At 54.9% G+C, this 24,091-nt stretch carries 23 protein-coding genes; 12 read left to right on the top strand and 11 right to left on the bottom strand.

Annotated elements, in window-relative coordinates; genetic code table 11:
- Window positions 1-165 precede the first annotated feature (165 nt).
- Window positions 166-2,076 (top strand): protein kinase, encoded by a 1,911-nt coding sequence (locus CKL79_RS13505; protein WP_121970101.1) that lies wholly within the window; start codon window positions 166-168, stop codon window positions 2,074-2,076.
- A 63-nt stretch (window positions 2,077-2,139) separates the two neighbouring features.
- On the opposite strand, the gene CKL79_RS13500 is transcribed toward CKL79_RS13505, so the two are convergent.
- Window positions 2,140-2,421, bottom strand: coding sequence for a hypothetical protein (locus CKL79_RS13500; RefSeq protein WP_205879088.1), 282 nt, complete (start codon window positions 2,419-2,421; stop codon window positions 2,140-2,142).
- A gap of 334 nt (window positions 2,422-2,755) precedes the next feature.
- Between CKL79_RS13500 and CKL79_RS13495 the strand changes: the two genes are divergently transcribed.
- Entirely contained in the window at window positions 2,756-3,520 is a 765-nt protein-coding gene (locus tag CKL79_RS13495; protein ID WP_121970124.1) for a transposase, read from the top strand.
- Between the two features lie 70 nt (window positions 3,521-3,590).
- On the opposite strand, the gene CKL79_RS13490 is transcribed toward CKL79_RS13495, so the two are convergent.
- From CKL79_RS13490 to CKL79_RS13470, 5 genes are all read right to left on the bottom strand, one after another.
- Complete coding sequence (locus tag CKL79_RS13490; RefSeq protein ID WP_121970100.1) at window positions 3,591-5,939, bottom strand: GUN4 domain-containing protein; 2,349 nt, start codon at window positions 5,937-5,939, stop codon at window positions 3,591-3,593.
- 132 nt (window positions 5,940-6,071) lie between these two features.
- Window positions 6,072-6,263: a DUF2949 domain-containing protein gene (locus CKL79_RS13485; RefSeq protein ID WP_121970099.1), complete on the bottom strand. Its 192-nt coding sequence runs from the start codon at window positions 6,261-6,263 to the stop codon at window positions 6,072-6,074.
- Between the two features lie 534 nt (window positions 6,264-6,797).
- Entirely contained in the window at window positions 6,798-7,352 is a 555-nt protein-coding gene (locus CKL79_RS13480; protein WP_121970098.1) for a DUF192 domain-containing protein, read from the bottom strand.
- Between the two features lie 46 nt (window positions 7,353-7,398).
- The gene (nblR, locus tag CKL79_RS13475; protein WP_121970097.1) at window positions 7,399-8,112 is read right to left on the bottom strand and encodes a response regulator transcription factor NblR; all 714 of its coding nucleotides are present in this window, start codon (window positions 8,110-8,112) and stop codon (window positions 7,399-7,401) included.
- A 36-nt stretch (window positions 8,113-8,148) separates the two neighbouring features.
- Entirely contained in the window at window positions 8,149-9,066 is a 918-nt protein-coding gene (locus tag CKL79_RS13470) for an NAD(+) kinase (protein ID WP_121970096.1), read from the bottom strand.
- A gap of 252 nt (window positions 9,067-9,318) precedes the next feature.
- Here CKL79_RS13470 and CKL79_RS13465 point away from each other — a divergent pair, with 252 nt between their 5' ends.
- Entirely contained in the window at window positions 9,319-9,585 is a 267-nt protein-coding gene (locus CKL79_RS13465; protein ID WP_121970095.1) for a DUF3146 family protein, read from the top strand.
- Between the two features lie 37 nt (window positions 9,586-9,622).
- On the opposite strand, the gene CKL79_RS13460 is transcribed toward CKL79_RS13465, so the two are convergent.
- Complete coding sequence (locus tag CKL79_RS13460; protein ID WP_121970094.1) at window positions 9,623-10,081, bottom strand: resolvase; 459 nt, start codon at window positions 10,079-10,081, stop codon at window positions 9,623-9,625.
- Between the two features lie 289 nt (window positions 10,082-10,370).
- On the opposite strand from CKL79_RS13460, the gene smc reads away from it, so the two are divergent.
- The 5 genes from smc (at window position 10,371) to CKL79_RS13435 (ending at window position 17,431) form a co-directional block, all read left to right on the top strand.
- Window positions 10,371-14,126, top strand: coding sequence for a chromosome segregation protein SMC (smc, locus tag CKL79_RS13455; protein WP_121970093.1), 3,756 nt, complete (start codon window positions 10,371-10,373; stop codon window positions 14,124-14,126).
- 139 nt (window positions 14,127-14,265) lie between these two features.
- Window positions 14,266-15,165 (top strand): PRC-barrel domain-containing protein, encoded by a 900-nt coding sequence (locus tag CKL79_RS13450; RefSeq protein WP_121970092.1) that lies wholly within the window; start codon window positions 14,266-14,268, stop codon window positions 15,163-15,165.
- Between the two features lie 117 nt (window positions 15,166-15,282).
- Window positions 15,283-16,044 (top strand): WecB/TagA/CpsF family glycosyltransferase, encoded by a 762-nt coding sequence (locus CKL79_RS13445; RefSeq protein WP_121970123.1) that lies wholly within the window; start codon window positions 15,283-15,285, stop codon window positions 16,042-16,044.
- Window positions 16,045-16,146: 102 nt separating this feature from the next.
- The gene (ftsE, locus tag CKL79_RS13440) at window positions 16,147-16,956 is read left to right on the top strand and encodes a cell division ATP-binding protein FtsE (RefSeq protein WP_121970091.1); all 810 of its coding nucleotides are present in this window, start codon (window positions 16,147-16,149) and stop codon (window positions 16,954-16,956) included.
- 82 nt (window positions 16,957-17,038) lie between these two features.
- Entirely contained in the window at window positions 17,039-17,431 is a 393-nt protein-coding gene (locus CKL79_RS13435) for a cupin domain-containing protein (protein ID WP_240518853.1), read from the top strand.
- Here the strand turns inward: CKL79_RS13435 and CKL79_RS13430 are convergent.
- A complete protein-coding gene (locus CKL79_RS13430) occupies window positions 17,428-18,396 on the bottom strand; it encodes an SPFH domain-containing protein (protein ID WP_121970090.1) in 969 nt (322 codons plus the stop codon). The two genes, CKL79_RS13435 and CKL79_RS13430, sit on opposite strands and share 4 nt — an antisense overlap.
- Before the next feature lie 91 nt (window positions 18,397-18,487).
- Window positions 18,488-18,910 carry an NfeD family protein gene (locus CKL79_RS13425; RefSeq protein WP_121970089.1) on the bottom strand — a complete coding sequence of 141 codons (423 nt, stop codon included), beginning with the start codon at window positions 18,908-18,910 and terminating at the stop codon, window positions 18,488-18,490.
- Between the two features lie 401 nt (window positions 18,911-19,311).
- On the opposite strand from CKL79_RS13425, the gene CKL79_RS13420 reads away from it, so the two are divergent.
- Both CKL79_RS13420 and CKL79_RS13415 read left to right on the top strand, forming a co-directional pair.
- Window positions 19,312-21,261, top strand: a complete 1,950-nt coding sequence (locus CKL79_RS13420) for a protein phosphatase 2C domain-containing protein (RefSeq protein WP_121970088.1) — start codon at window positions 19,312-19,314, stop codon at window positions 21,259-21,261.
- A 167-nt stretch (window positions 21,262-21,428) separates the two neighbouring features.
- Window positions 21,429-21,668 (top strand): ferredoxin-thioredoxin reductase variable chain, encoded by a 240-nt coding sequence (locus CKL79_RS13415; RefSeq protein WP_121970087.1) that lies wholly within the window; start codon window positions 21,429-21,431, stop codon window positions 21,666-21,668.
- Between the two features lie 37 nt (window positions 21,669-21,705).
- Here CKL79_RS13415 and CKL79_RS13410 read toward each other — a convergent pair whose 3' ends face one another.
- Window positions 21,706-22,431 carry an SDR family NAD(P)-dependent oxidoreductase gene (locus CKL79_RS13410; protein ID WP_240518852.1) on the bottom strand — a complete coding sequence of 242 codons (726 nt, stop codon included), beginning with the start codon at window positions 22,429-22,431 and terminating at the stop codon, window positions 21,706-21,708.
- 180 nt (window positions 22,432-22,611) lie between these two features.
- On the opposite strand from CKL79_RS13410, the gene CKL79_RS13405 reads away from it, so the two are divergent.
- Window positions 22,612-22,743, top strand: a complete 132-nt coding sequence (locus CKL79_RS13405; RefSeq protein ID WP_121970085.1) for a photosystem II protein Y — start codon at window positions 22,612-22,614, stop codon at window positions 22,741-22,743.
- A gap of 145 nt (window positions 22,744-22,888) precedes the next feature.
- Here the strand turns inward: CKL79_RS13405 and rdgB are convergent, their stop codons facing one another.
- Window positions 22,889-23,470 carry an RdgB/HAM1 family non-canonical purine NTP pyrophosphatase gene (gene rdgB / locus CKL79_RS13400; protein ID WP_121970084.1) on the bottom strand — a complete coding sequence of 194 codons (582 nt, stop codon included), beginning with the start codon at window positions 23,468-23,470 and terminating at the stop codon, window positions 22,889-22,891.
- Between the two features lie 193 nt (window positions 23,471-23,663).
- Here rdgB and mscL point away from each other — a divergent pair, with 193 nt between their 5' ends.
- Window positions 23,664-24,086, top strand: a complete 423-nt coding sequence (mscL, locus tag CKL79_RS13395) for a large conductance mechanosensitive channel protein MscL (protein WP_121970083.1) — start codon at window positions 23,664-23,666, stop codon at window positions 24,084-24,086.
- Window positions 24,087-24,091: the final 5 nt, after the last annotated feature.

The following is a 24,091-nucleotide window of genomic DNA, read 5'->3' as shown; positions in this document are numbered from 1 at the left end:
GATGCTGATGGCGCTTAGTTTTACCAAATCATCATCCGCTGGCGTGATGCGCCGCGAACCCGCAGGCTTAGACTATGCTAGATCAGCTCATAGAATTAGCGCAGTCAGTCTTTGGCTGCCCGCTTTCTATGTCGCTGTTGCCGCGCTTTGAGGCGATCGCTACTGATGCTCATCAACAACCGATACCAGGTAGTCCGCACGTTGGGAGAAGGCGGATTTGGCCATGCTTACCTGGCTGACGATGTGCAGATGCCCTCGCGGCGGCGATGCGTCATCAAGCAGCTCAAGCCATTGACCACCAAACCAGAAATTTATCAGGTGGTGCAGGCCCGGTTTCAGCGTGAGGCCGCTATTTTAGAACGGCTGGGCGAAGATCATAAGCAAATCCCCCGGCTGTATGCCTACTTCAGCGAAAATCAGCGCTTTTACCTGGTGCAGGAGTGGATCGAAGGGACGACGCTAGAGGCGTTAGTCGCCCAGCAAGGGGCGCTCTCAGAAGCGGCGGTGAGGTCAATTTTGGTGGCGCTGCTGCCCGTGCTCGATTTTATCCACACTCAAGGGATTATTCACCGCGATCTGAAACCAGACAATATTATGCTCAGGGCCGATACGCAGCAGCCAGTGCTGATCGACTTTGGGGCGGTGCGCGAGACGATGGGCACCGTTGTGAGCAGCTACAACAGCCCGCGCAGCTCAATTGTGATTGGCACACCGGGCTTCATGCCGTCTGAGCAGGCGGCGGGGCGACCGATTCCCTCTAGCGATTTGTACAGTTTGGGGCTGACGGCGATTTTCTTGCTGACGCGCCAGCTACCGCAGTCTTTAGACTCTGATCCGCAGACGGGAGAGCTGATCTGGCGACCAGTGGCCGGGCATGTGAGTTCGGGGCTAGTAGATGTGATTGATCGGGCGGTGCGATCGCACCCACGCGATCGCTACAGCAGCGCCAGCCAAATGTTAGCCGCCCTCTCTGCGCTACCGGGAGCCGTTGCCCCGCCTAGCCAACTGCCGATCATTCCGGTTAATCCGATCAGCGCCCCGGCCAAGCCGCCTGCTAGAGACCAGGCCAGCACGCTAAAAACAGTGGTGGTCTCCCCAGCTCAAGCGGCCCCTGCCCAGTCACCCTACTCTCAGACAACCCCTACTCAAACAGGCCCTACGAATAGAGGCCCTACTAATAGAGACCCTTCAACCTATCAACAGGCAATGGAGCCGACGCAGGTTGGCGAAGCAGATAACAACTCTCAAAGTCAGTCAGGCCGCAAAGGGCTTTCACCGATTCTGTTAGGGCTACTCGTTGCGGTTGTGAGTTTGGGTGCGATCGCGGGCGGATTTTTCTTGACTCGGACAGGAGAAGAGACGACTGACTCGGCTCGCATACAGTCAGCCGACCGACCTGCGAGACCGTCAGATAGAGAAGATCAAGAGGAAGCGGCAGATAGTCAGGAGCGCGAAGAAGAAAACTCATCAGATGACGCAACAGATAGCGAGGAGATTCCTGAAGAGAATTCGTCTGCAACATCAGACGCGCGGAGCGGTGAACAAATCACGCTGAGCAGTTCGTCTAGCAACCAGATTGCGCTGTACGACAGTCCTTCATTTGCCGCTTCGTCTTCTGGGTCGGGGGTGAGCGGCGATCGCGCCACCATTTTGCGACAGTCTCAGGGCGACGATGGCGCGACCTGGTATTACGTGCGCTACGACTCGGGTGCCGAAGGCTGGGTCTCTTCGGCCTATGCGTCTTCGGGCAGCGCCGCCCCGCCCGCACCTGAGCCTGCACCCGAACCAGCAGCACCCACGCAACAACCTGCCCCCGCTCCCGCGCCGACGCAGCCACCCGAACCCACACCAACCCCCACGCAGACTCCTCAGCTAGAGGGCGGCTCACCCGGCGACCAGGTAGACGTACACTCAGCGCCGTCTTCTTCTTCTAACTCGCCGCATTATGGATTGGTGGGCGATCGCGTCACCGTGCTCAACACCGCCAAAGGCGACGATGGCCGCATGTGGGCACAGGTGCAGTTTGCATCAGGCGCGCGCGGCTGGGTCAGCGCAGATGCGGTAAGGATGCCTTAGAAAAGCATTAGGCAACAACCGAGGGCTGAGCGTAGTCAAAGCCCTGTCTCCTTCTCCTACCTCCTACACAAACCGCCGCAACAAACTCATCGCCTCTCCCTGCGCTGGCGTAATCACCAGCTGCCCCTCCACTGCTATTGTCGGGCTCCATAGCCCTGGCTCAGCGTAATTTAGCCGATGCAGCAGGTGAATCGTTTGCTGAATGACCGCTGGGCTGCCTAGCAAAATGTGGCGCAGGTCTTCTCTTGGCGGCGCGTCGGGGCGCGGATCGGTGCGGAGTAAAAAGGGATCGGTCTGTAGGCTGCTCTGACGGGGGCCGAGCAGATCGCTAGCGAAATAGGCCATTGTTTTCATGTTCTCTTCTATTTGTTTTAGGAAGAAAAGCACGAAAATTTAGCCGCCCAAACTTGTCAAAAGTCAGGGCGGCTATGGCATCATGGCCGTAGCCACCTGGACTGGTTTCGTCAGTTCAGTGGGCTAGCTGTCGGTGATTGGGTCTCAAGCAATCATCGGCAGCGACTAAATTTTCGAGCGGTTGGTCAAGCTATTGCCAAGAGCCTTTCTTCTACCAGGCAACAGCTATGCGTTTTAGCGTAGCAGTCTTATTTTTACGGCGCAACTATTTTTGACAGGAAATTTTGGCAGTTAATCTTGGCAGTTACTGAGGAATGATATGGCAATGGCCCGATTACCGCGTCAACTACAGCCTGACTTTTGCTATCACGTCACGGTGCGCTGCAACAACCGGGAGTTTCGCCTGACCCGGTTTGAGTGTCGTGAGGTGTTGCTCTATGCCATTCAAAAATGTCAGGCGAAATATGAATTCAGGCTCTATGCGCTGTGCATTATGAGCAACCATATTCACTATCTGATCGGGCCGCAGCAGCCAGCAGACTTGCCTAAAATCATGCACTGGCTGAATTGGTATAGCGCCATGTGCTTCAATCGGCTGCTCAACCGCACAGGTCACTTTTGGGAGAAGCGCTATCACAGCAGCGGCTTCCCGATGAGCGACTATCGCAGAGCGCTCAATACCATTCGCTACATTCATGCCAACCCAAAGGCGGCAAATATGCAGCAGGGCTTTTTTTACGACTTTAGCAACTACGGCACTTACGACCGACTCACGCAGGATGGCATTACGCAGTGGCACCCGGCCTTTTTGGCGTTGGGGGCTACGTTGGAACTATGCGCTGAAGCTTACCGGCGCTTTTGCAAGCGATATAAACCCAAACCCAAGCCAGAGCGCAAAAATCACTGGGGCACTCAGCTACTAGCGGGCATAAAGCTTAGCCGCAGGCCAAAAAAGAAGCAAAGCCCTGGTCAAAAGTCTCTGTGGGAAAACTGGGACATTCCGCTAGAAGAAATTCAGGCTGTAACTGACCGTTTTTTACAGGCAAATGCGCTCAACCCAGAGATCGCACGGTGCCAGGTACTGAATTGATGAAACGACCAGGATTGGTATGAATAGCTAGCGTTTACGAAATTTAAAAATGGGCTGAAGCTACCTTGTGCTACAGTTCACAAGTCTGGATGCGAGAAAAGAGATCCCCCACTCCCCCAACACCCCAATAAAAACCAACCCCAACCACCCCACCGACAAAATAGGGAAATGTCCCCTCAACACCTTTCTCTGACGAAAAAATAAATTGATCGTAGTCTCGCAACGCACTATCTCCGATCAGCTCGTTAAGGCTATCGTACTGCTTTGCGTCTGCTTTGCACCAGCCTACAGCCTGAATAAATTTTACAAAAGGCTTCTCGTAGTATTTGCCATCCAGCACGCCGCCACATCTAACATAAATGTCTTTTTGAACGCTGAAGCCAAATCGCCCGTTGCTGTGTCTTGTCCATAGCCCGTCTATCCGCAGCAAATCGGCGCAGGGAAAGGTCATCAGTTCCGCCGCTGAGAAGTAATCTCCGTACCGCTTCCCTAGCACCTGAATCATCAGCCGATAGTTGTACTGATCGGCTGCTCTCCAGTCGCCCGCAACCATATATTGCTCTAGCTGCGCATAGCATTTTTCTTGTAACCTTTCGCGGGTTGCTGTCGGCACTAGGTTCTGCTTCTCCAGCCAGCAATCATAAGCCAAATCCAACGCTTCGCGGTCTCCCCGCTCGCATAGCTGCTCTATCAAATTCGTCGGCTCTGCCAGCGCCGCATACAGCACTGCCGTATCACGCCACTCTTTACTCAGCCCTAGCAACAAACTATCTTCCTGTCTTCGCTTGATCTCTACCGCTGCCAGATACTCCTGAAAACTGCGATGAGCAAACTCATACTCATCTGAAGACTGTTTGCGCACAAACAGCTCGCTCACTTCTTCAATTTGTTCAATAAACTTGTCGGTGTTTGCTGAGCGATTCATCGTTGCTGCGCAGTTACCCAACTCTCGCTCTACCAACTGCGCCATCTCAGCCATCGGTAGCGCAATCTGATCTTGTTGCACCATCTCCAGTGCTACCCCTTGCAGCACCGCCTGACTCTTTTCAGCCGACAGCACCATCTCAATTCCTTTAGAGGCAGGCCGATCTTCTAGCAGCATCTGGCAAAAGCCCTGATATAGCCGGGGCCGTGCGATGGGTAACCTGCGCGTCGGGTGAAACCGATGGTAGGTCGCAATCATGCAAAGCAGCAGCGGATTGTCCGCCATTTTCGCTAGTTCTTTCCGCCGCTCTATCTGTTCAATCAAATTATTCGCCGCTTTCACAGCCGTATCTTTCACATCTGCTGTCTCACGCCCACCGCGAGCATGACGCGCCTGGCAGTAATACCACCGCTGCAAAAAGTCGTTGCGCTGCTCCGCATCAAACTCTTTTACCTCCACTGGCGTCCAAGACGCTTCCCCGGTGTAGCGCTCATACCCCGCCGGGCGCGAAGTCAAAATAAAGGTGGCCGTTCTTCCATATTCCCGAATGGCCGCATCGATCCAACGGCTCACTATTTCGCACTGATCTGCTGCCACTTCATCAAAACCATCGATCATCACCAGCGCCTTACCGCTACTGAGCAAACTTATCGCCCAGTCAGCATCTAAACCCGGCAACTTCCCCGGTAGCTGAGGCACATGATAATCGGCAATCAGCGTCGGCAAGTCTGGTGCATCTGCCCGCGCAATCACATCTCGCCAAACTCGCAAATACAGCAGCACCGGAATCAGCTTTGGCACCTGCTTGTCACGGCAAATGCGATGAGGATTAAGCCCATAGCGATAGGTAATGTGGCGCAGCAGTGTCGTCTTGCCAAATCCACCCCGCGCAATCACCGCAATCCGCCGGTAACCAGGCCGCTGCTTTGACTGCCGCAGCAAATCCCAAATATATTGAGGCTTCTCTTCTTCAGCCTTCAATCCTTCAGCCTTCAATCCTTCAGCGCCCATTTCACCCGAGCGCATCGCCCCGACAAAGCCCCCTCTTGCAAAGCTGCTTCTCAGACCCAAAGGCACGTACACCTCTTCCATCATCGGCACAGCATTCCACCGGGCCTCGCCTACGCCCTCAATTCGATAGTCCCGGCAAGCGTCCGCCTGTGCCCGTCGATACTGATCATCTGCATTGGCAAAGCGCCACTGCAGCGATTGACTCATCTGCCCTAGCCACCGCGAAAGAGACCTGGCATCACTTTTGCCTCGCTCTCCCGCACTTTGGCTAAAAGTTTCAATAAAGTTTTCGGTATATTTCGCCCACACTGCCGTCACCAGCATCACTGGAAACATCAGCAGCGAAAACAGCCAGTCTTGCCGCAGCAAAAAATGAATCAGCAGCCAGCCACTCCCACCCACTGGCGTCCACTGGATAATGGCATTGGCAACTTTAGTGACGAAACGCGACTCAGGGCTAGGCGGCGGGCTATCAGTCGTCATAGATTGCAACGGCAGAGCAACTCTACGAATATTGCATCCATCACAGCAAACTGCTGTAAATCCCGCTATTTTTTACAAAATTGATATGTCAGTAGAGCAGCGCAGCCGCTTGAAGCGAGGCCGCACTGCCCACTAAGCTACTTCCATCCAGTCAAAAATTCTTTCAAGCTGCTGCACCGTCAACACGCCCTGCTGCCAGAGCACCATCGGCAGAGGGCCAAGGTCTTCTCTGCACTGCTGCAGCGCCAGCTTAATAGACGTGGGAGGAATCGCCAGTTCGTCTTGCAAAAAACGAATGAGTTTGGTGTAATCGCTCGAAATCATTGTCTTATTAAAGGTAGATGGAGTTGGGTTGTAGATGGGTAAAAGGAAGAGTCTTGCTGCAGCGATTTATACTAATAATTTTGCGTATAGCTACAAAACAGAACTCCGTCTAAAGCCAGAGTTTCTAAAAAGTTGGCCTCTTTATCTAGAGCAAAACCGTGCCAGTAGAGAATCTGAAAACTCAGTTATAAATTCTCGCGAGCACACAGTAACGCTTTTGTGACTTTAAAGCCAAACCTTTTTAATGGATACCGCCCTGAACACACAGCTATATATATCTATAGAGATGACATGCTCAGAAAAACCAGAAGACTCAACGGCGCAAAGCCAAATTAGCAGATCACCTACATCAAGTCAGGCTTATCGCAGATTGTTTAACTCAGGCTTAAACAAACTCGCCAAATTTGAGATTTAGTGAACCCAATTTTCATCTTCTGGAGCTAAAGAAGCAGCAGGGTTTATTTAATTCCGTAATTCTACGGTAGATATGCAAATCTGCGATCTTTTTTATCGATTTGCTTAAGCATTGTCCGCCTACTCCCCCGCAGGCAAACTCCGAATCATTACGGTATCGCCCACCTGCAAGCCGATTTCAGCCGCCCGACCACTGCGTAATTCCAACACCTGGTCAATAATTTGGTCGTTGGGGCCATAAGAAGGACAGGGCAAAGCAGGGCATGGGGGGGCCTCGGGAGCGATCGCCACTACCTCACCCCCCCGAATAAACACCATATCCAAAGGCACTGGCACATCCTTCATCCAAAAGCTGGTGCGCCGGGGCGGATCAAACGGAAACAGCATCCCCCGATCATCGGGCAGAGCAGAGCGAAACATCAGGCCCAAAGCCTGCTGCGGCTGCGTTTCCGCTACTTCCAAATCAAACATTTCACCCTTGATTTCAGCAGTGGCGGTCACAGGTAGCAGTTGACCCGGCCCATTTAAGGTAATTGGGTCGGCGGCTCTCGCTTCGGGCGCTGGCATCGGGCTCGCGGCCTCAGAGTTGGGGCCATCGGGCACAGAGCAGCTGGTGATGAGAGCGCTGAGGAGGAATGGGAGGGCGGCGTAGCGGGACCAGGGGGAGATGGGCATGGTGTGGGGTGGGAGGAGACAGTTAAGCAGTAAGCAGGAGGCGGGGTTAGCTTTCTCGCATGACGTAGCCGACGCTGCGGACGGTTTGGATCAGGCGCTTTTCGTTTTCGCCGTCGATTTTGAGGCGTAGATAGCGAATGTACACTTCAATTACGTTCGATTCACCGATGAAGTCGTAGCCCCATACGCTTTCTAAGATTTGTTTGCGGGTCAGGACTTCGCGCGGATGCTCCATTAGATACTTTAGTAGCTCAAATTCTTTCATCGTCAGCTCAACCACCCGATCATTGCGGAGCACGTGGCGATGGGCCAGGTCGAGTACGAGATCGGCAAAGCGGAGCTGCTCGCCGCTGGTGGCGCTGGGCTGCAAGTAGGCATTGACCAGCTTGATAAATTCGTCGCTGCGATAGGGAGCCAAAAAATAGTCGTCTGCGCCCGATTCTAAGCAGGCAACCCGGTCGTCTATAGCATCGTGAGCCATCATCAGTAAGATGGGTACGCGGTTTTGCTCGGCGCGGAGCTGGCGGCATAGCGCCAAACCCGAGTCTTCCGCCAGGCGGCGAGCGACCACGACCAGGGCAGGCAGAGCCGTGCGGACAGCCGTCATCCCCGCTGCCAGGCTGTAGGCTTTGAGTGGCGCGTAGCCCGCTTCGTGCAGATCGACGCCAATTTCGCTGGCTAGGCTCTCATCACTTTCTACAATCAGCACTTGGGGCAGACCCCCGGTGACAGCGGCTGAGGCAGACGGCACACTACTCATGGCAGTTTCTCTAAGTTATCTTCTGGCTTATGCCGCTCAGGGTAGCTCTACCGAAGTCGGCTTGGCAATATGGGGTAACCCCCAGCCGAGCTTTTCACGCAGCACTCTAAAAAATTCGGGCGATTTGAGGCGGATAAATTTGGCTGAGTAGGGCGATCGCGCCAACCTCACCCGATCTGAAGGCACTACATAGCAGCCCGCATTGCCATCGACCACCATCACCAAAGATTCGGGGTTAGCAGAAGTAACCGTCACCGGGTCCGAATCGGGAAACACCAGCCCCCGAGAAGCCAGCGAATGCGGGCAAATCGGGATCAGCTGTAGCACTGGCACCCCCGGCGCAATCACCGGCCCCCCGGCAGAGAGCGAATAGGCCGTAGAGCCCGTCGGCGTCGAAATAATGATGCCATCGGCAGCAATATCGACCGGCGCATGGTTGCCCACGCGCACTTCAAAATGACACATGCTGGTCAGCGGCTGCCGGTGCAGCACCATCTCATTCATACAGAGTGCTTCCCAGGCCAGGCGATCGTGGCTATAGAGCTGCACCCGCACCATCACCCGATCTTCTATCTCATACTTACCCGCAATCACCTGATCAACCGCCTGGTTGAGCTGATTGAGATAGATCTCCGTCAAAAAGCCCATATGCCCCGTATTCACCGCCAGCAGCGGAATGCCCTTGGGCGCAACCTGACGAAAAGCCGACAGCACCGTACCATCGCCCCCAAACACCACTGCAAAATCCATCGCCTGGTCAAAACCAGGCGGCACCAGGCTATCTATCGGTGTATGACACACCGGCTTACCCGCCTGCGAATAGCCCAAAATTCCGGCTACACCGGTCGCCAGACAAACCTCATGGTTCATTGCCTTAAGCCGATCACAAAGACTGTGAGCCGCTTCATTAGCGATAGGCTTAATGTCGTTATAAATAATGCCAACCTTGGGCACGGTATGTTCTTTAAAGGCGAGGAGGTGAATACCTCATAGGCTACCGTCTTTAGCAATACCTTGAATAGAGGGCACAAAGACAACGGCCAGTTATGTTGATTTATAACAAGTCGTTACGAAAAATATTTCTTAACAAAACTTTCAGGTTTATAGGGGTAGTTACAGAAGAGACCGCCCGCTATCTTGTTTAAAAGAGAAGTTTCCCCTTCCCCCTTCCCCCTCAGCCCACCCTCCCAGGAGCGCCCCGCCCGCGTGAGTTCTAGCAAACACCTGCCCGCCACCACAGCCCATGTCCGCATCACCCATCAGTCCTGGCAAAACGGCAAGATTGAAGGCGAAGTCAGTGCGAATGATTTTCAGTGGCAGTTTCGCTGGCGGTTTCGCAAGGGGCAGCTCACGGTAGAGCCTTCGCTGGGCAGAGCTTTAATTCAGGAGCCGCTAGGCCGATTTTTAGAGCAGTCTGACTATCAGCTAGAACCCGGGGGCGACTATTCGTTTACCATTCGCGCTCAGCTCTAGCAGGGTTCAGCCTGTGCAGTATTTGAGCTTCGCGGCGCTAGTCTTCACCCGAGAGCCGCTTCAGATAGCGCTCTATCAGCAAGATTGCGACGATATCGTCAATTGGCCTGGAAATGCTGCGCAGGCTCTGCGGCACCAGCTTGCCCAACCCTTTGGGGGGGTACATTTGCCAGTAGCGATCGCGCGCTTCCAAAGAGCTATAGCGCTCATCTACTAAGATAATTCGCGGCGCATTGGGCAGTTCTGCCAGCCGCTGCTGCCACTGCTTAGATCCCGTTTGGTCGCCCATCACAATATTAGAAATCGGGTAGCTCTCGCGCAGGGTCTGAATCGTCTCAGTGACCTGATCGACCGGCACCACCTGGTGATAGAGCAGCGCCCGATCTAGCCCCACCACCGCCAGACCGCACTTAGCACGGCCCGGGTCAATGCCGATCAGAGCAGGGCCAGGTGACGACTGAGAAGCAAGCTGAGGTAGGTCAGGCGTAGAAGACACTCGATAAGCTCAAAAAGGGCAATTAGGGATGGTTCAGTCGGCTCTATAGCTTTGGTTACTTAGCTGAAATACAGCATTACAGGCGAAACCCTTATCCGACAACGGGCCAAGTAACTCGCGACTTACGAATGCATCCGCGCGCCGCTATATTTTGCCAGTCAGTCGCCCTTACAAGCTCAGACTTTTTGGAGAAAAGCGTGATCTTTGCACCATTCTCTGTTAAGAATACGACTTAACCAATGCTATTTTATTGAGTACATACGTACGCACTGCACAGTGCGACGCCTGAGTGCACGTCAAACGAGTCGAACTTTCAAATTTCAAATCGTTTGGTGGGGCGACAGATGTCCCACTGCTGCCAGGGTTTACGGTAATCTCTGGCCCAAATGGTTCTGGCAAATCAAATATTCTAGATTCGCTGCTGTTTTGCCTGGGGTTAGCCAGCTCTCGCGGCATGCGGGCCGAGCGCCTGCCCGACTTGGTCAACCAAAATCAGGCCAAACGCCGCTCTACTGTAGAGACCGTTGTAACAGCAACTTTTGACATTAGCGATGTCGCAGACAGGCTAATTGGTGAAGCTAGTGAAGATGAGCCCACTGCTGAAGATTTAAACAAGCTACAGCCCGATCTGGGAAACGATCTGAGCGATGAGCTGGGCAGTGCGGGCACTGACCCTGTCAGCAATGGCCTGGATGGGAGCGCAGCCAACGGCGCTAGCTCAAACGGTAGCGTCAACAGTAATGGCAGTAGTAATAGCGGTAGCCATGCCAACGGCAGTCCGCCACCGCAAGAGTGGCAGGTCACCCGGCGGCTGCGCGTCACTGTTCAGGGCACCTACACCTCTAACTACTACATCAACGGCGCGCCCTGTACGCTCAACCAGCTACACGACCAGCTACAGCGCTTTCGCATCTATCCCGAAGGCTACAACGTGGTGCTGCAGGGCGACGTAACCAGCATCATCTCAATGAACGCCCGAGAGCGGCGAGAAATTATTGACGAGCTAGCCGGGGTCGCCTCATTTGATCGCAAAATCGATCAGGCCAAGGTCAAGCTAGACGTGGTCAAAGACCGCGAAGAGCGCTTTCGCATCGTCGAAACCGAGCTGACAGACCAGCTAGAGCGCCTCGATCAAGACCGCAAAAAGGCGGAAAAATATCAGCAGATCAAGGCCACCCTGCAAGAAAAGCAGCAGTGGGAAGGCGTCTTGCAGTGGCGGCAGCAGCAGCAGCAGGCTCAGCAGCTTCAGAGCCAGATTGCTCAGGGTCACCAGGAAGGCGAAGCGACTGAGCAAAAGATAGCGGCACTGACCGAGCAGATGGAGAAAACCGCTGCCGAGCTGACAGCGCTAAATGCTCAGGTGAAGGCACTGGGCGAAGAAGAGTATTTGGCGCTGCAGGCAAAGATTGCCACACAGGAGGCAGAGCTGCGGCAGCTGGTTCGTCAGGCCGAGAACTTGAGCACGTCTACGCGAGATCTGGCTAGTCAGCTAGCCGAGATTCAGGCGAATATGCAAACGCAGGAGGGCGAACTCGGCGTGCTCTCTCAGCGGCTGACCACGCTGACGCAAAAGGAACTGGCTGACATTAGAGCTGACCGCGACCGGGCGATCGCTCAATTAGAAGCAAAGCGTGAGGAGACGACGGCGATCGCCTCCCAATCGCAAGCCTGGGTACAGCAGCAGACCAATCTGCGCCGTCAGGTAGAGACGCTGCTGAGCGAGCTAGAGCCGCAGCGGACTGAGCGGGTGCGACTGCAAGAGCGCATTAGTCAGCTAGAGGCGCAGGGGATTGCGCAGCGGCGGGCACTGTCGGCGCTGGAGACAGAGATGGGGGCGCTGGGCGCTGGGGAGCCGGGAAGCCAGGGAGATGAAGCGGCTGGGCAGGCAGCGATTCAGGCGGCGGCGCAGGCGATCGCAGCGGTAGAGTCGGAGATGCAGACGCAGACGCAGACCTTGAACCGACTGCTGCAAGAGCAGCGGGAAAAACAGCGAGAGCTAGACCGGCTAGAGGCGCAAGAGCAGGCGATTAAGGAGTCTCAAGGAACGCAGGCAACAGAAGCGCTGAAGCGAAGCGGGCTCGGCGGGCTGTGCGGGTTGGTAGCGGAGCTAGGCCGGGTCGATCCGAAGTTTCAGCTGGCGCTAGAGATTGCGGCGGGCGGGCGCTTGGGCTTTATGGTGGTAGAAGACGACCGGGTAGCCGCGAAAGGCATCGACCTGCTGAAGCAAAACCGGGCCGGACGGGCGACCTTTTTGCCGCTGAATAAAATTCGGGTGCCGCAGTTTAGAGCGGCTGACAAGTGGAATCGGCCCGAGGGATTTATTGACTACGCCGTGAATCTGATTGAGTGCGATCGCCAATATGCCGATGTGTTTGCCTTCGTCTTTGGCAGCACAGTGGTCTTTGAAAATCTGGCAGCGGCGCGGCGCAACCTGGGCCAGTACCGAATGGTAACGCTAGAGGGCGAAATTCTAGAATCGAGCGGGGCGATGACGGGTGGCAGCTTGCGCAGCCGGGGGCGAATGCACTTTGGCACGGTTGCACCGGGAGAGTCTGAAGAGGCTCGGGGGTTGCGCGATCGCCTCACCGAAATCGCCAGCATTCTCAGCCGCTGCGAACAAAAAGTGGCCCAGCTCACCCTGGCTGCTAAAACCAAATCTCAGGCCATGATCGAAATTCGGCAAACCTACCGGGAAGCAGAGCTTAAAGCCAGCCAGGCCACCACTCAGCGTCAGGCGCTGAGCCAAAGGCTCGCTCAGGCCAAAGAACAGCTCGACCAGGCCGACCGGGAGCAGGCTCAGGCGAAGGCGCGGCTGGCTGAAATTGAGCAGACCCTACCTGAGCAAGAGCAAGTGCTAGCCCAGCGGCGTCAGGCGCTAGCAGATCTCGAAAATTCTCAAACTCACAGCGAATGGCAGCAGGCCCAGGGGCAAGTGCGGGCGTTTGAAACCCGGCTCACTGAGCAGCAGCAGCGCCTACAAGCCGCCGAAAGGCAGCAGCAAGAACTGGCCTTGCAGCAGCAGCGACTGCAGGAAAAAATTCAGCTCGGCGGTGAGCAAATTCAAACCTTGCGCCAGCAGCAGCAGCAGCAGATCAATCAGCAATCAGCCGTCAATCAGCAGCAGCAAAGCCTCACCGAAACCATTGCCCAAAGTCAGCAGGCTTTAACCATCCTTGACGACCGGCTGAAGCAAGAGAAAAACGCCCGAGACAGCGTCGAGCGCCAGTATAAAGACGAGCAAAACCAGCAGCAGCAGCAGCAGTGGCAGCTTCAAAAGCTACAGGAAACCCAGAGCCTGCGTCAGCAGCAGCTGCACGACCTGCAAGCATCCATTCAAAGACAGTCTTTAGAACTGCCTGATCCCCTGCCCGAAATTCCCCCAGACCTGACGCTAGAAGAGCTGGGCAAATCGCTCAAGTCTTTGCAGCGCCGCTTAGAAGCCCTGGAGCCGGTGAACATGCTGGCCCTCGAAGAATACGGGCGCACCCTAGAGCGCCTGGAAGAACTCACCGAAAAGCTCACCACCTTAGAAGAAGAGCGCACGGAGCTGCTGCTGCGGATTGAAAACTTCACCACGCTGCGCACAGAAGCCTTCCGCGAGGCGTTTGACGCAGTCAACGAAAACTTTCAGACGATCTTTGCCGAACTCTCCGATGGCGACGGCCACTTGCAGCTTGACGATGCGAACGCTCCCTTTAACGGTGGCCTCACCCTGGTCGCTCACCCCAAGGGCAAACCCGTTCGCCGCCTGGCCTCGATGTCAGGGGGCGAAAAATCGCTAACGGCCCTGAGCTTTATCTTTGCCTTGCAGCGCTATCGTCCGTCTCCCTTCTACGCCTTTGACGAAGTTGACATGTTCTTAGATGGGGCCAACGTCGAGCGGCTCTCGAAAATGATTCAGCAGCAGGCCCAACAAGCGCAGTTCATCGTCGTCAGTCTGCGCCGCCCGATGATCGAATCAGCAGAGCGCACCATTGGCGTCACGCAGGCCAGAGGCGCTTACACCCAGGTGCTGGGCATTAACTTAGCAAAAGCGAGCAGCTAGAGGATAGTGGGCAGGGTCGGCCTGAGGAGTTCGGCATTCCCCAGCGGGCAAAGCGTAGGCAATTCGATACAATAGTCAGTTAATAAGGTATAGTCCCTCAAGCTGCGTGATGCCGTTTCGAGGCAATTTTTGAACAGTCATGACTTTTGAACAAAGCCGACTCCGCTCTGACATTGTAGGCACCCAGGTCATCACCCGCAGCAATGGTCGCCGCTTGGGGGTGGTCAGTCAGATGTGGGTGGATTTAGACCGTCTAGAAGTCGTGGCTCTGGGCCTGCAAGAAAATATTCTTTCTAAGGTGATCGCCAGCAATGAGCGAGTCATGCTGCTCAGCGACATTCGGCAAATGGGGGATGTGCTGCTCGTCGATGACGACACCGCACTTGATGGCGATGTTAATACGGCCCCGTTTAGCAGCATTGTTAACAACGAAGTCATTACCGAATCTGGCGAAGTACTGGGCCGGGTGCGGGGCTTTAAGTTTAATGTGATTACCGGCAAGTTAGAGACTTTGGTAGTGGCCTCTTTAGGGCTGCCGCAGATTCCCGATCAGGTCGTGAGCACCTATGAGCTGCCGGTAGAAGAAATTGTCAGCACCGGGCCTGACCGCATCATCGTCTTTGAAGGCAGTGAAGAAAAACTGGTGCAGCTCAGCGTTGGTTTGCTAGAGCGCTTGGGGCTAGGGAATGCGCCTTGGGAACGCGGCCTCAGCGACGGTGCGATGATGCGAGTATCTTCTTCTAATCAACTGCCTTCTGGTATGCGCAATGAGGGCCAGCCGCAGAGCGCTCGTAGCCGCCCCGCAGTAGAAGAGCGGCGGCGTGAGGAATCGCCTCCTCAGCGGATGGAGCAAAGAAGAGAGCAGAGACCGCCCCAGAGAGCCCCTCGTCAAGACGTAGTTGATCTGCCTGTAGAAGATGTGGATGTGGTCGGCGATATTTGGGATGAGCCAGTGAGAGAAGAAGAGCTGATCGAAGCTAAGCCGCTGAATATTCCGAAGAAAAAAGTCATGGAATATGAAGAGGAAACTGACTATTAACACAGCGGTAATACTTCAGTAAAATCGCAGTCAGGCTGGCAGATGTGTGACTAGCCTCACGGTATGATTAGGGCGGCTTTATACTACATTCCTCAATCAGGCAGGCAAGACCAGCAAATGGCTGTGGCGGAATCCGAAAAATTAAAAACGCTGTCGGTGATGGGCCTGCCCGTTCATCAGTCTGAAGACTATGTGGGCTGGCTGCGCCGCCGGGTGGAGCAGCGGCAGGGCACGCACGTGGTAACGCTTAATGCTGAAATGTGTATGCAGGCTCAGCAAGACCCGCAGCTACGCCAGTTCATTGAGAAGGCTGATTTAGTCGCACCTGATGGCTCGGGAATTGAGCTGTACTTTCGGCTGCAAGGGCGATCTGCGATCGCAGCGGCAGTGCCGTCGATCAGGCGCTACCCGGGCATAGAGCTAGCGGCTGATTTACTGGAGAGTCTTGATCCTAATCAGAAAGTAGCTTTTTATGGGGGCAAGCCGGAGGTGGTAACAGCGGCGGCTGAGCGCTGGAGAGCGCGATCGCCCCAACTCAATTTAGCCATCGTTCAGCACGGCTACGCCAAAGGCCCTGCTTTAGATCAGTTCCTCACCGATTTAAAGCAGGTACAGCCAGATCTGATCTTTGTGGGTCTGGGTGTGCCCCGCCAAGAGTTTTGGATTGCTGAGCACCGGCATCTGTGCCCTCAGGCGGTGTGGATCGGCGTAGGCGGCAGCTATGACATTTGGTCAGGCATGAAAGCCCGGGCACCGCAGTGGATGCGCAGCGCTCACTTGGAATGGCTTTACCGGCTCTATCAAGAGCCCTGGCGCTGGCGGCGAATGCTGGCACTCCCTCAGTTTGCCTGGTCTGCGCTCTGGTACCCGTCGCGTTAGGCATCAGCAATTCTTAGCCGAACTATCAACGGTGGCTGATTTAGGGAACCTTGAATTTAGTGCGATCCCCCTTCGGACTTTATTCCCCGAGTCATTCCCGCTATGGTTTCTATTCTCTCGCGTAAGCCTAAAGTTCAGCCGTCTCCAGCCGTCGGTCCAGTCGGTGCTTTCCAGGTAGCAGCGCCTGCTGTGATCACCGCTGAGACTGCGCTCACCGAAGGGCGATCGCCACAGCCAAACGCAGCCGTACCGATCATTGCGCTCAATCGCGTCAGCAAAACTTACGCCAATGGCACCCCGGCTTTACTTGATATCACTCTTACCGTAAAACGGGGCAGCTTTCTCTTTGTCACCGGCCCGTCAGGTGCAGGCAAATCGACGCTGCTCAAGATGCTCTACGGCGAGGAAAACCCGACTGCAGGCAGCATCTGTATCAATGGTCAGGATATTACTCAGCTACGGGGCGATCGCTTAGCCATGCTGCGCCGTCGCATCGGTGTCGTCTTTCAAGACTACAAGCTAATCCCGCGCCGCACCGTCGCCGAGAATGTGGCCTTTGTGCTGCACGCGCAGGGCTACAGCCGCAAAGAAATCAACCGCCGTCTGCCCGTTGCCCTAAAAATGGTTGGCCTGCAAGACAAAGCCGACCGATTTCCCGCTCAGCTCTCGGGCGGCGAGCAGCAGAGGGCCAGCATTGCCCGCGCCGTCGTCGGTACCCCGCCCTTACTCTTAGCCGACGAACCCACCGGCAACCTCGACAGCGACAACGCCCGCCAAGTGATCAATATTTTGCGCAAGCTAAACAGCATCGGCATTTCGGTCGTCATCACCACCCACGACGAAGTCATGGTGCGCCAGCTCAGCTACCCCATCGTGCAGATTCGCGATAGTCGGCTGCATACTCTCAGGTAGCTAACAGATCTGCCGTGCAATCACCCAAGCACCTCTGCCGCTCAGTTCTTCGGCACCACTTCGCGAAGCTGAAAAGTAAGCTATGGATGGTGCTTTTGGTAGAACTCAAAGAATGGCTGACGCAATTAATCTCGCACAAAAGTTTGCTAAGTTTTCTGATCACTGGTCACCGAAAGTGGTGGCCGAGATGAATGACTACCAGTTCAAACTGGTGAAACTTCAAGGGAATTTTGTCTGGCACGATCATGCTGATACAGACGAGGTATTTTTGGTGATAGCAGGCGAAATGAAAATTGAGTTTCGCGACCGTACCGTTACCCTTACGAAAGGTGAGATGGTTGTTATTACGAAAGGTGTGGAGCACCGTCCTCACGCGGAGAGTGAGTGTCAAGCTATGTTAATCGAGCCTCGTGGCGTGGTGAATACAGGCGAGACCGATAGCGAATTCACGGCAGCGAACGATGTGTGGGTCTAGCCCAGGCGTTGGTTGTCGGCCTCCTCGCCTACGATGGATTTCATACTCTCCAGGGCACCCGGAATGCTACGCGGATCGAGGAACATAACTTTGCTACTCTCGCTCTCGCCAATCTGACGGCCCATCGCTAAATATTCTTGGGCCAATATGAACTGCAAGGCTTCACGAGCGTTAGGGTCAGTCTTGATCTTTTGAGCTAGCACCTCTACCGCTTCTGCTGTGGCTTGAGCGCGCAAAACATGCTCTTGCCGGTGGGCCTGAGCGCGCAGCACGATGGTTTTTTGCTCAGCTTCGGCGTCTAAAATCACGGATTTTTGTCGCGCTTCGGCGTCGAGCACGGCAGATTCGGCCCGGCCCCGAGCTGAATTGATGGCCGAATCGCGTTCACCCTCAGAGGTGAGGACGCTGGCTCGCTTTTTCCGCTCGGCGGTCATCTGCAGCTCCATTGAGTCTTGCACAGCTTTAGAAGGGGCAATGTCGCGTAGCTCGACGCGGGTGACTTTTACCCCCCACGGATCGGTAGAAATATCTAGCTCACGTAGCAGCAGTTCATTGATTTCGGCGCGGGCCGTGAAGGTCTCGTCGAGTTCGAGCTGGCCCATTTCAGAGCGAATTTGGGTAAGTATCAGATTGACCATCGCCGCCTGCAGACTCTCTACCTTGTAATAGGCTTTTTCTAGATCGACAATGCGCCAGTAAACAACGGCATCGACGCTGATGGAGACATTATCACGAGTAATGCACTGCTGAGGAGGCACATCGAGCACTTTTTCGCGGATGGTTTGCTTGTAAACCATGCGATCTACAAAGGGGACGGTGAAGTTAAGGCCGGGCTTGAGCTTTTTGCCGTTATAGCGCCCCAGGGTTTCAACCAGCGCTTCGTCGCCCTGGTTGATAATGCGAATGGAATTAGCGGCAACGCCACCGCCGAGTGCCAACATAATTAGCAGTGCAAAGGGGTTCATTGAGATATTAGTTCCTGTATAAGTGGTGTTTTAGCGTGTGGTGGTCTAGCGTGTGGTGGTCTGCTGTAACGTGGGCAAGGGGCGATCAGATTCACCGCAGGGTAGCCAAAGGAATCACAATTAGCGTGTTGCCCTGTCGCTCGACGACAAAGACCTCCTGATCAGGATCGATGGAGACCTGGTCATCGCTACAGCGTGCCTGCCATGAGTTGCCTTCGTAGATGACTCTGCCTGACTGCCCTGGCGGAATGGCGGTGGTGGTTCTCGCTTCGGTCGCGTCTCGCAGGGCGGGAGCGGTGCGGTTGGGAATAAACCGCTTGAGCGCCCAAAAAATTACAACCGAAAGCAGCATCCACAGCGCAATCTGGTAGTTTAGGCTGGGTACTACCGTCGTTAGCAGCGCCACTATAAACGCGCTCACTCCCAGGGCTGACTCAATAAAGGCAGTCGGCAGCAGTATTTCCATTGCGCAGAGCACTGCGCCAATGATTACCCATAGCAAGGCGGCGTTCATAGGGGGGTGCGTGGGCTTGTCGCCCAGAGGTCGTTATAAGTCATTCTATCCATAGCCTAATCCAGCAGACTGATCAGTGTTGACGTACCAGAAATGGAACTTTACTCCCGAGAGAGGCGATCAGATGATCGGCTACTAATTTTTGGCAGCGGCGAGGCGAGTAGGCCTCTAACGAAGGTGATTTGCAGGAAAACATAGCGGTTTCCGGGTGCATTCGGGAACCGCGAGTCACTTTGCTCGTTGCAACATAAGGCTTTCAGCCGGTGTGATGGACCTCAACAAAGTGACCAACGCTATAGCGGCCACCTTGTCTCAATCGCACCAAATTTATTTGCGCTCAATCCCTTTTCCCTTACCATTGACCTAAATTAACGGCACTCGCCCCCGGGCAGTCCTCCTCTATGAACGGCGAAGAGAGCAAATATCCCTTCAGACAGTACGTTTGGGCCTTGGGTCATGGCACCAACAAAATTCCGATTGGCGATCGCGTTGACGGTCGCTATCAGGTGGTAGGCCCCTCTATCTGGCTCGACACCCAGCCCGAGCAGCCGCCCAAAGCGCCCGATCCGGTGCCTAACTTTGCGTTGCCCTACCTCAAAGCCTATGCTTACCAGCTCAATTTGCCGGGTGTCTATGGCATCTGTCACCAGGCATCAGGGGAAGCAGTGCTGCTGCTTAGCAATGTGCCGGTTAACCACCAGGGCCAGCTAATGCCCGTCATTGGCAAAGTCTGGCCGGAAGCCTCCGCCTTTCGTCAGCTCTATTGGCTCTGGCAAATGGTTGGCCTATGGGAGCCCCTGAAAAGTTTTGGAGCTGCCGCCAGCCTGCTGAAAAAAAGCAATATCCGGGTTGAGGCGTGGCGAGTGCGCCTGATCGGGCTATCGGTCAACCCGGGTGATCCGCCTTTGAGCGAGCTGGGCTTGACGTGGCAGCGCTACTATCTACCCGGTGCCAAACCCGCTGTGGCCGAGCTGCTAGTGTCTGTCTGCGAAATGTTACAGGCGGATGAGCCTGACCTGACAGCGATTAAAGCGCAGATCAATGAGCAGCTACTGCAAGCAGCCGCAGGCGCGGCCATTGAGTTTCAGATTGCGGGCGCAACTAGCACTGGACCTAAAAAACCTCGCAACGAAGATGCCTGCTACCCCAGCCGCATAGAGCTAAAGCGCACGAGCGCTGCTGATCTACCGCTGCTGCCTCGGCTGGCGATTGTCTGCGATGGGGTAGGCGGCCATGCGGGTGGTGAAGTGGCCAGTCAAATGGTGGTGCGATCGCTCCAGCTCCAGCTCCGCAGTCTGCTCACCGAAGCGATGGAACAAGAGCAAGCCATTCCTCCGCGAGTCGTCATCGATCAGATTGAAGCGGCCATCCGAGTGGCTAATAATCTAGTCGCGCAGCAAAACGATCAGCAAGGCCGCGCCGACCGCCAGCGCATGGGAACAACACTGGTGATGGCGCTGATTTTGCCGCAGCGGATTGACACCCCCGCTGGCCCTGCAGAAGTCAATGAGCTTTACCTCACTCACATCGGCGATAGCCGGGCCTACTGGATTACGCCCAAACACTGCCAGCTACTCACCGTCGATGATGACATCGCGGGCCGAGAAGTCAGCGCCGGTCACAGCTTTTACGCCCAAGCTTTGCAGCGGTCCGATGCCAGCGCGCTCACCCAAGCCCTGGGCCTGCGCGAATTCGACCAGCTGCGCCCACACACTCAGCGCTTTTTGTTTGACTCTGATGGCGTCTTACTGCTGTGCTCAGATGGCCTCAGTGATAATCATCAGGTAGAGGCATCTTGGGCCAACTATATTGGGCTGATTGTGCAGCAGATTGTGCCGCTTGAAGCTGCCGTAGATGCCTGGATAGAGCTGGCCAACCAAAAAAACGGCCATGACAACGTGGCCGTGGTGCTGGTAAATGTTTACCTGCCCAAAGAAATGGCTGAACCCGGCGCGGCGACCGGCGACGAGAGCAGCACCAGACTGGGAAGGGAGGCCATGCCGCAGCTAGAGGGCGGACGGCCCGCCGGGGGCGTCCCGCCCCAGCCGTTTGCAGAAATGACCGCCGCTTCTAGGGCGCTGCTCTATGGCGAAACTGAAGATGACGATACGCCTCTGACCGCAGAAGAAATGGCCGCTGTTGAGACGCCGCCAGCAGGCAAGCGCTCAGTGGGTCGAAAGCTGATCACAGCGCTTTTGGCGGTGGCTGTGCTGGGCGCGATTGGCGCGATTGGCTGGCTGCTGTGGCGTACTTTTGAACCCTTAAAGTCAGAGCCACCGCTGCCTGAAGATCAGCCAGCGCTACCCGATGCGCCTGAGCCCGATGCCTCTGAGAGCGAAGGGTCTACATAGCCGTTCGCTGAACTCATCATCTGGGCTCAACCGGAGAACGTCCGCTGCTGTGAGAGAATAGATTTCACCCGATAAAGCAGGCTTGTAGAGGGCGCTGCCCTCTTAAATTTGGACAATGCCCTAAGTTCTCAAGCGCTTTTGACCTGTAGCTTCTGTTGATATCTCTCATGAAAGTTGGCGATCGCGTTCGCATCAAATCTCCCCTGACGCTGTTTAATCATCCCAAACACCGTAACCAGCCTCACAATGTCGAAGGCATGGAAGGTACCGTTGCCGCCATTCTTTCCGATTGGAAAGGTAGACCGATCAGCCCTAACTACAAAATTGTGACCGCATTTGAAGTGGAAGGGGCCAAGCGTCCGTTTAAGGCGCACCTGCACGAAGATGAGCTAGAACTGGTGGGCTAGGCATAAGTGGTGGGCTAGGCGTTGAGCACGAGCAGGATTAGCTGGTCTGCTGAGTGGGGCGGATGAGGATGTCGTTGATTTCTACATAGTCGGGCTGACTGAGCACGTAGGCCACAGCATTAGCAACATCAACCGCCTGCAGCACTGGAAACTGGCTGTAGGTTGCTTGAGCTTTTTCAGCGCTCTGATGATATTTCTGCGCAAATTCGGTTTCGACAATGCCGGGGCTAATAGACGAGATGCGAATGCGGCTATCGGCGGCGCGTAGCTCTCGGCGCAGCGTTTCTGTAAGCGATCGCACGGCAAACTTAGTGGCTGAATAAATGCCCGCGATCGCCGGTACCCGGTGCCCCGACATCGAACTGACATGCAAAATATGACCCGTGCCCGCAGGCTGCATCAGGGTGACCGCTTCGCGCGTGCAAATGCACAGAGCCAGCACATTCACATCGAGTATTTCCCGCCAGGCGGCGGTGCTGCCGGTCATTAGCGGCTCTTTATAGCCGAGCCCAGCATTGTTAATCAGCGCATCTAAGCGGCCCCAGCGGCCCTTTACAGCGGCAAAAAAGCTCAAGATCTGAGCCTCATCCCGCAGGTCTACGGTCTGAGCGAGCACGTCAATATCCTGACGGCGCAAGGTCTCAGCGGCTTCTGAGAGGCGATCCTGACGGCGGGCACAAATGGCCAAATCGTACCCGGCAGCCGCCAAGCGTCGGGCGATCGCTAGTCCAATGCCGCTAGAGGCTCCAGTCACGATTGCCACAGGTCTAGAGGGGGTGTCTGTCATCAGCTTAGGGTCACGAGGGGTAAGGATATGAGCAGCGGTTATTTTGAATACAGTGTTTAAAAATTTCGAGCTTGGCCTGTTTTATGAGGAATGGTGTAGATTATATGAGAGGATTGTTACAACCTTTTAAGCAGACTTTTACAGAGAGGGCTAAAAATGGACTTGGATTTTCGTGTTGTGGCTGTGTTATCGCCAGTGCTAATCGCTGCGAGCTGGGCAGGGTTTAATATCTTCAGAGCCGCTCTAGGTCAGGTTCAAGATCTGTTAAACAAAAACAACGCCGTCTAGCCTGTCTATTTAAGCGGTCTGAAAGCGGTCTGACGACTGGCACGATCAGGGCTAGTCATAGGGATCATCTCACAAGGTCACTTCATTTATGAGGTGGCCTTTTGTAGTAGAGCTGACTGCCGGGTATGTCATGACTGGCGTATCTCTAGATGTCCATCTCTAACTGCTTGAGAGCGGGCAGGAGCTGCTCAAAGGCAATGCCCCGGTGACTGTATTTTTCTTTTTCGGTCGGGGTCATTTCGGCAAAGGTTTTACCCTGAGAGCGCACATAGAAAATGGGGTCGTAGCCAAAGCCACCCACACCCTGTCCGGCGGTGAGAATTGCGCCGGGGCAGCGGCCCTCTGTTTCAAGGGCGATGGTGCCGTCTGGGCGGGCGAGGGCAATGGCACAGACAAATTCTGCTCGGCGGTCGGGCTCATCGCCTAGCTCTCTGAGCACCCGATTAATGCGGTCGGCGTCGCTGTGACCGTAGCGGGCTGAGTATACGCCCGGTGCACCGCCTAGCGCCATGACTGAGAGGCCAGAGTCATCGGCGATCGCCCAGTTTTGAGTTGCGATCGCCACTTCCGAAGCTTTCATCCGGGCGTTCTCGATAAACGTTTTACCCGTTTCTTCTACTTCCAAATCCTGCGGCTTGAGCGCTAGTGTCCAGTCCAGCGTCTGCAGATAGTCTTTGAGTTCGGTCAGCTTGCCCGGATTGCCCGTCGCGACGACAACAGTGGCCATAAACTAGGTCGTTAAATCACTTTTTAATTGTAAAGGTCTCAGGTAGCCGCTTGAGAATACAGACGGCAGTTGCTCAGACCAGTCATGGTCGCAGAGTATCGACTGGTCTGAGCAACAAAAACGCTTGGAACGCCCAGAGAATACTGATATTCTGACGGCATTCAGTCCAGTTCTATAAATTAGGCGTTCCAAAATGGCCAACCGACAGACCAGAGCTAGAGCGATCAGCTCCGTCAGCAGTTTCGCCTACGGCTTTAAAGCATTTTTGATGCGCGGCAACGTTGTAGACCTGGCAGTTGCCGTTGTGATTGGGGCTGCTTTTGGGGCAGTCGTCACTTCTTTCATCGAAGATATCATCACCCCTATTCTTCTAAATCCAGCCTTGAAGGCAGCTGGTGCGGAGAACATTGCTGAGCTGTCAGCTGGGGGCATCAAATACGGAACTTTTCTAGCGGCAGTGATTAACTTTGTGGTGATTGGCTTTGTGCTGTTCTTACTCGTGCGCCTGTTTGAGCGCTTTAAGCGCAAAGAAGAAGTCGTGGCTGAGCCCACACCGACTGAAAAGCTAGATCTGACGATGCAGCAGCTGACTGAGACAATAGAGCGTAAGCTGTAGCCCTC

Source organism: Leptolyngbya sp. BC1307 (genome assembly GCF_002286735.1).
Taxonomy (GTDB): domain Bacteria; phylum Cyanobacteriota; class Cyanobacteriia; order Phormidesmidales; family Phormidesmidaceae; genus Phormidesmis.
This window is presented reverse-complemented; position numbering and strand designations above follow the sequence as displayed.

Excerpts from the sequence above, each read along its gene's own strand:
- CKL79_RS13505 (WP_121970101.1), top strand. The coding sequence starts at position 166 with ATGCTCATCAACAACCGATACCAGGTAGTCCGCACGTTGGGAGAAGGC.
- CKL79_RS13500 (WP_205879088.1), bottom strand. The coding sequence starts at position 2,421 with ATGGCCTATTTCGCTAGCGATCTGCTCGGCCCCCGTCAGAGCAGCCTA.
- CKL79_RS13495 (WP_121970124.1), top strand. The coding sequence starts at position 2,756 with ATGGCCCGATTACCGCGTCAACTACAGCCTGACTTTTGCTATCACGTC.
- CKL79_RS13490 (WP_121970100.1), bottom strand. The coding sequence starts at position 5,939 with ATGACGACTGATAGCCCGCCGCCTAGCCCTGAGTCGCGTTTCGTCACT.
- CKL79_RS13485 (WP_121970099.1), bottom strand. The coding sequence starts at position 6,263 with ATGATTTCGAGCGATTACACCAAACTCATTCGTTTTTTGCAAGACGAA.
- CKL79_RS13480 (WP_121970098.1), bottom strand. The coding sequence starts at position 7,352 with ATGCCCATCTCCCCCTGGTCCCGCTACGCCGCCCTCCCATTCCTCCTC.
- nblR (WP_121970097.1), bottom strand. The coding sequence starts at position 8,112 with ATGAGTAGTGTGCCGTCTGCCTCAGCCGCTGTCACCGGGGGTCTGCCC.
- CKL79_RS13450 (WP_121970092.1), top strand. The coding sequence starts at position 14,266 with ATGACTTTTGAACAAAGCCGACTCCGCTCTGACATTGTAGGCACCCAG.
- CKL79_RS13445 (WP_121970123.1), top strand. The coding sequence starts at position 15,283 with ATGGCTGTGGCGGAATCCGAAAAATTAAAAACGCTGTCGGTGATGGGC.
- ftsE (WP_121970091.1), top strand. The coding sequence starts at position 16,147 with ATGGTTTCTATTCTCTCGCGTAAGCCTAAAGTTCAGCCGTCTCCAGCC.
- CKL79_RS13435 (WP_240518853.1), top strand. The coding sequence starts at position 17,039 with ATGGATGGTGCTTTTGGTAGAACTCAAAGAATGGCTGACGCAATTAAT.
- CKL79_RS13430 (WP_121970090.1), bottom strand. The coding sequence starts at position 18,396 with ATGAACCCCTTTGCACTGCTAATTATGTTGGCACTCGGCGGTGGCGTT.
- CKL79_RS13425 (WP_121970089.1), bottom strand. The coding sequence starts at position 18,910 with ATGAACGCCGCCTTGCTATGGGTAATCATTGGCGCAGTGCTCTGCGCA.
- CKL79_RS13420 (WP_121970088.1), top strand. The coding sequence starts at position 19,312 with ATGAACGGCGAAGAGAGCAAATATCCCTTCAGACAGTACGTTTGGGCC.
- CKL79_RS13415 (WP_121970087.1), top strand. The coding sequence starts at position 21,429 with ATGAAAGTTGGCGATCGCGTTCGCATCAAATCTCCCCTGACGCTGTTT.
- CKL79_RS13405 (WP_121970085.1), top strand. The coding sequence starts at position 22,612 with ATGGACTTGGATTTTCGTGTTGTGGCTGTGTTATCGCCAGTGCTAATC.
- rdgB (WP_121970084.1), bottom strand. The coding sequence starts at position 23,470 with ATGGCCACTGTTGTCGTCGCGACGGGCAATCCGGGCAAGCTGACCGAA.
- mscL (WP_121970083.1), top strand. The coding sequence starts at position 23,664 with ATGGCCAACCGACAGACCAGAGCTAGAGCGATCAGCTCCGTCAGCAGT.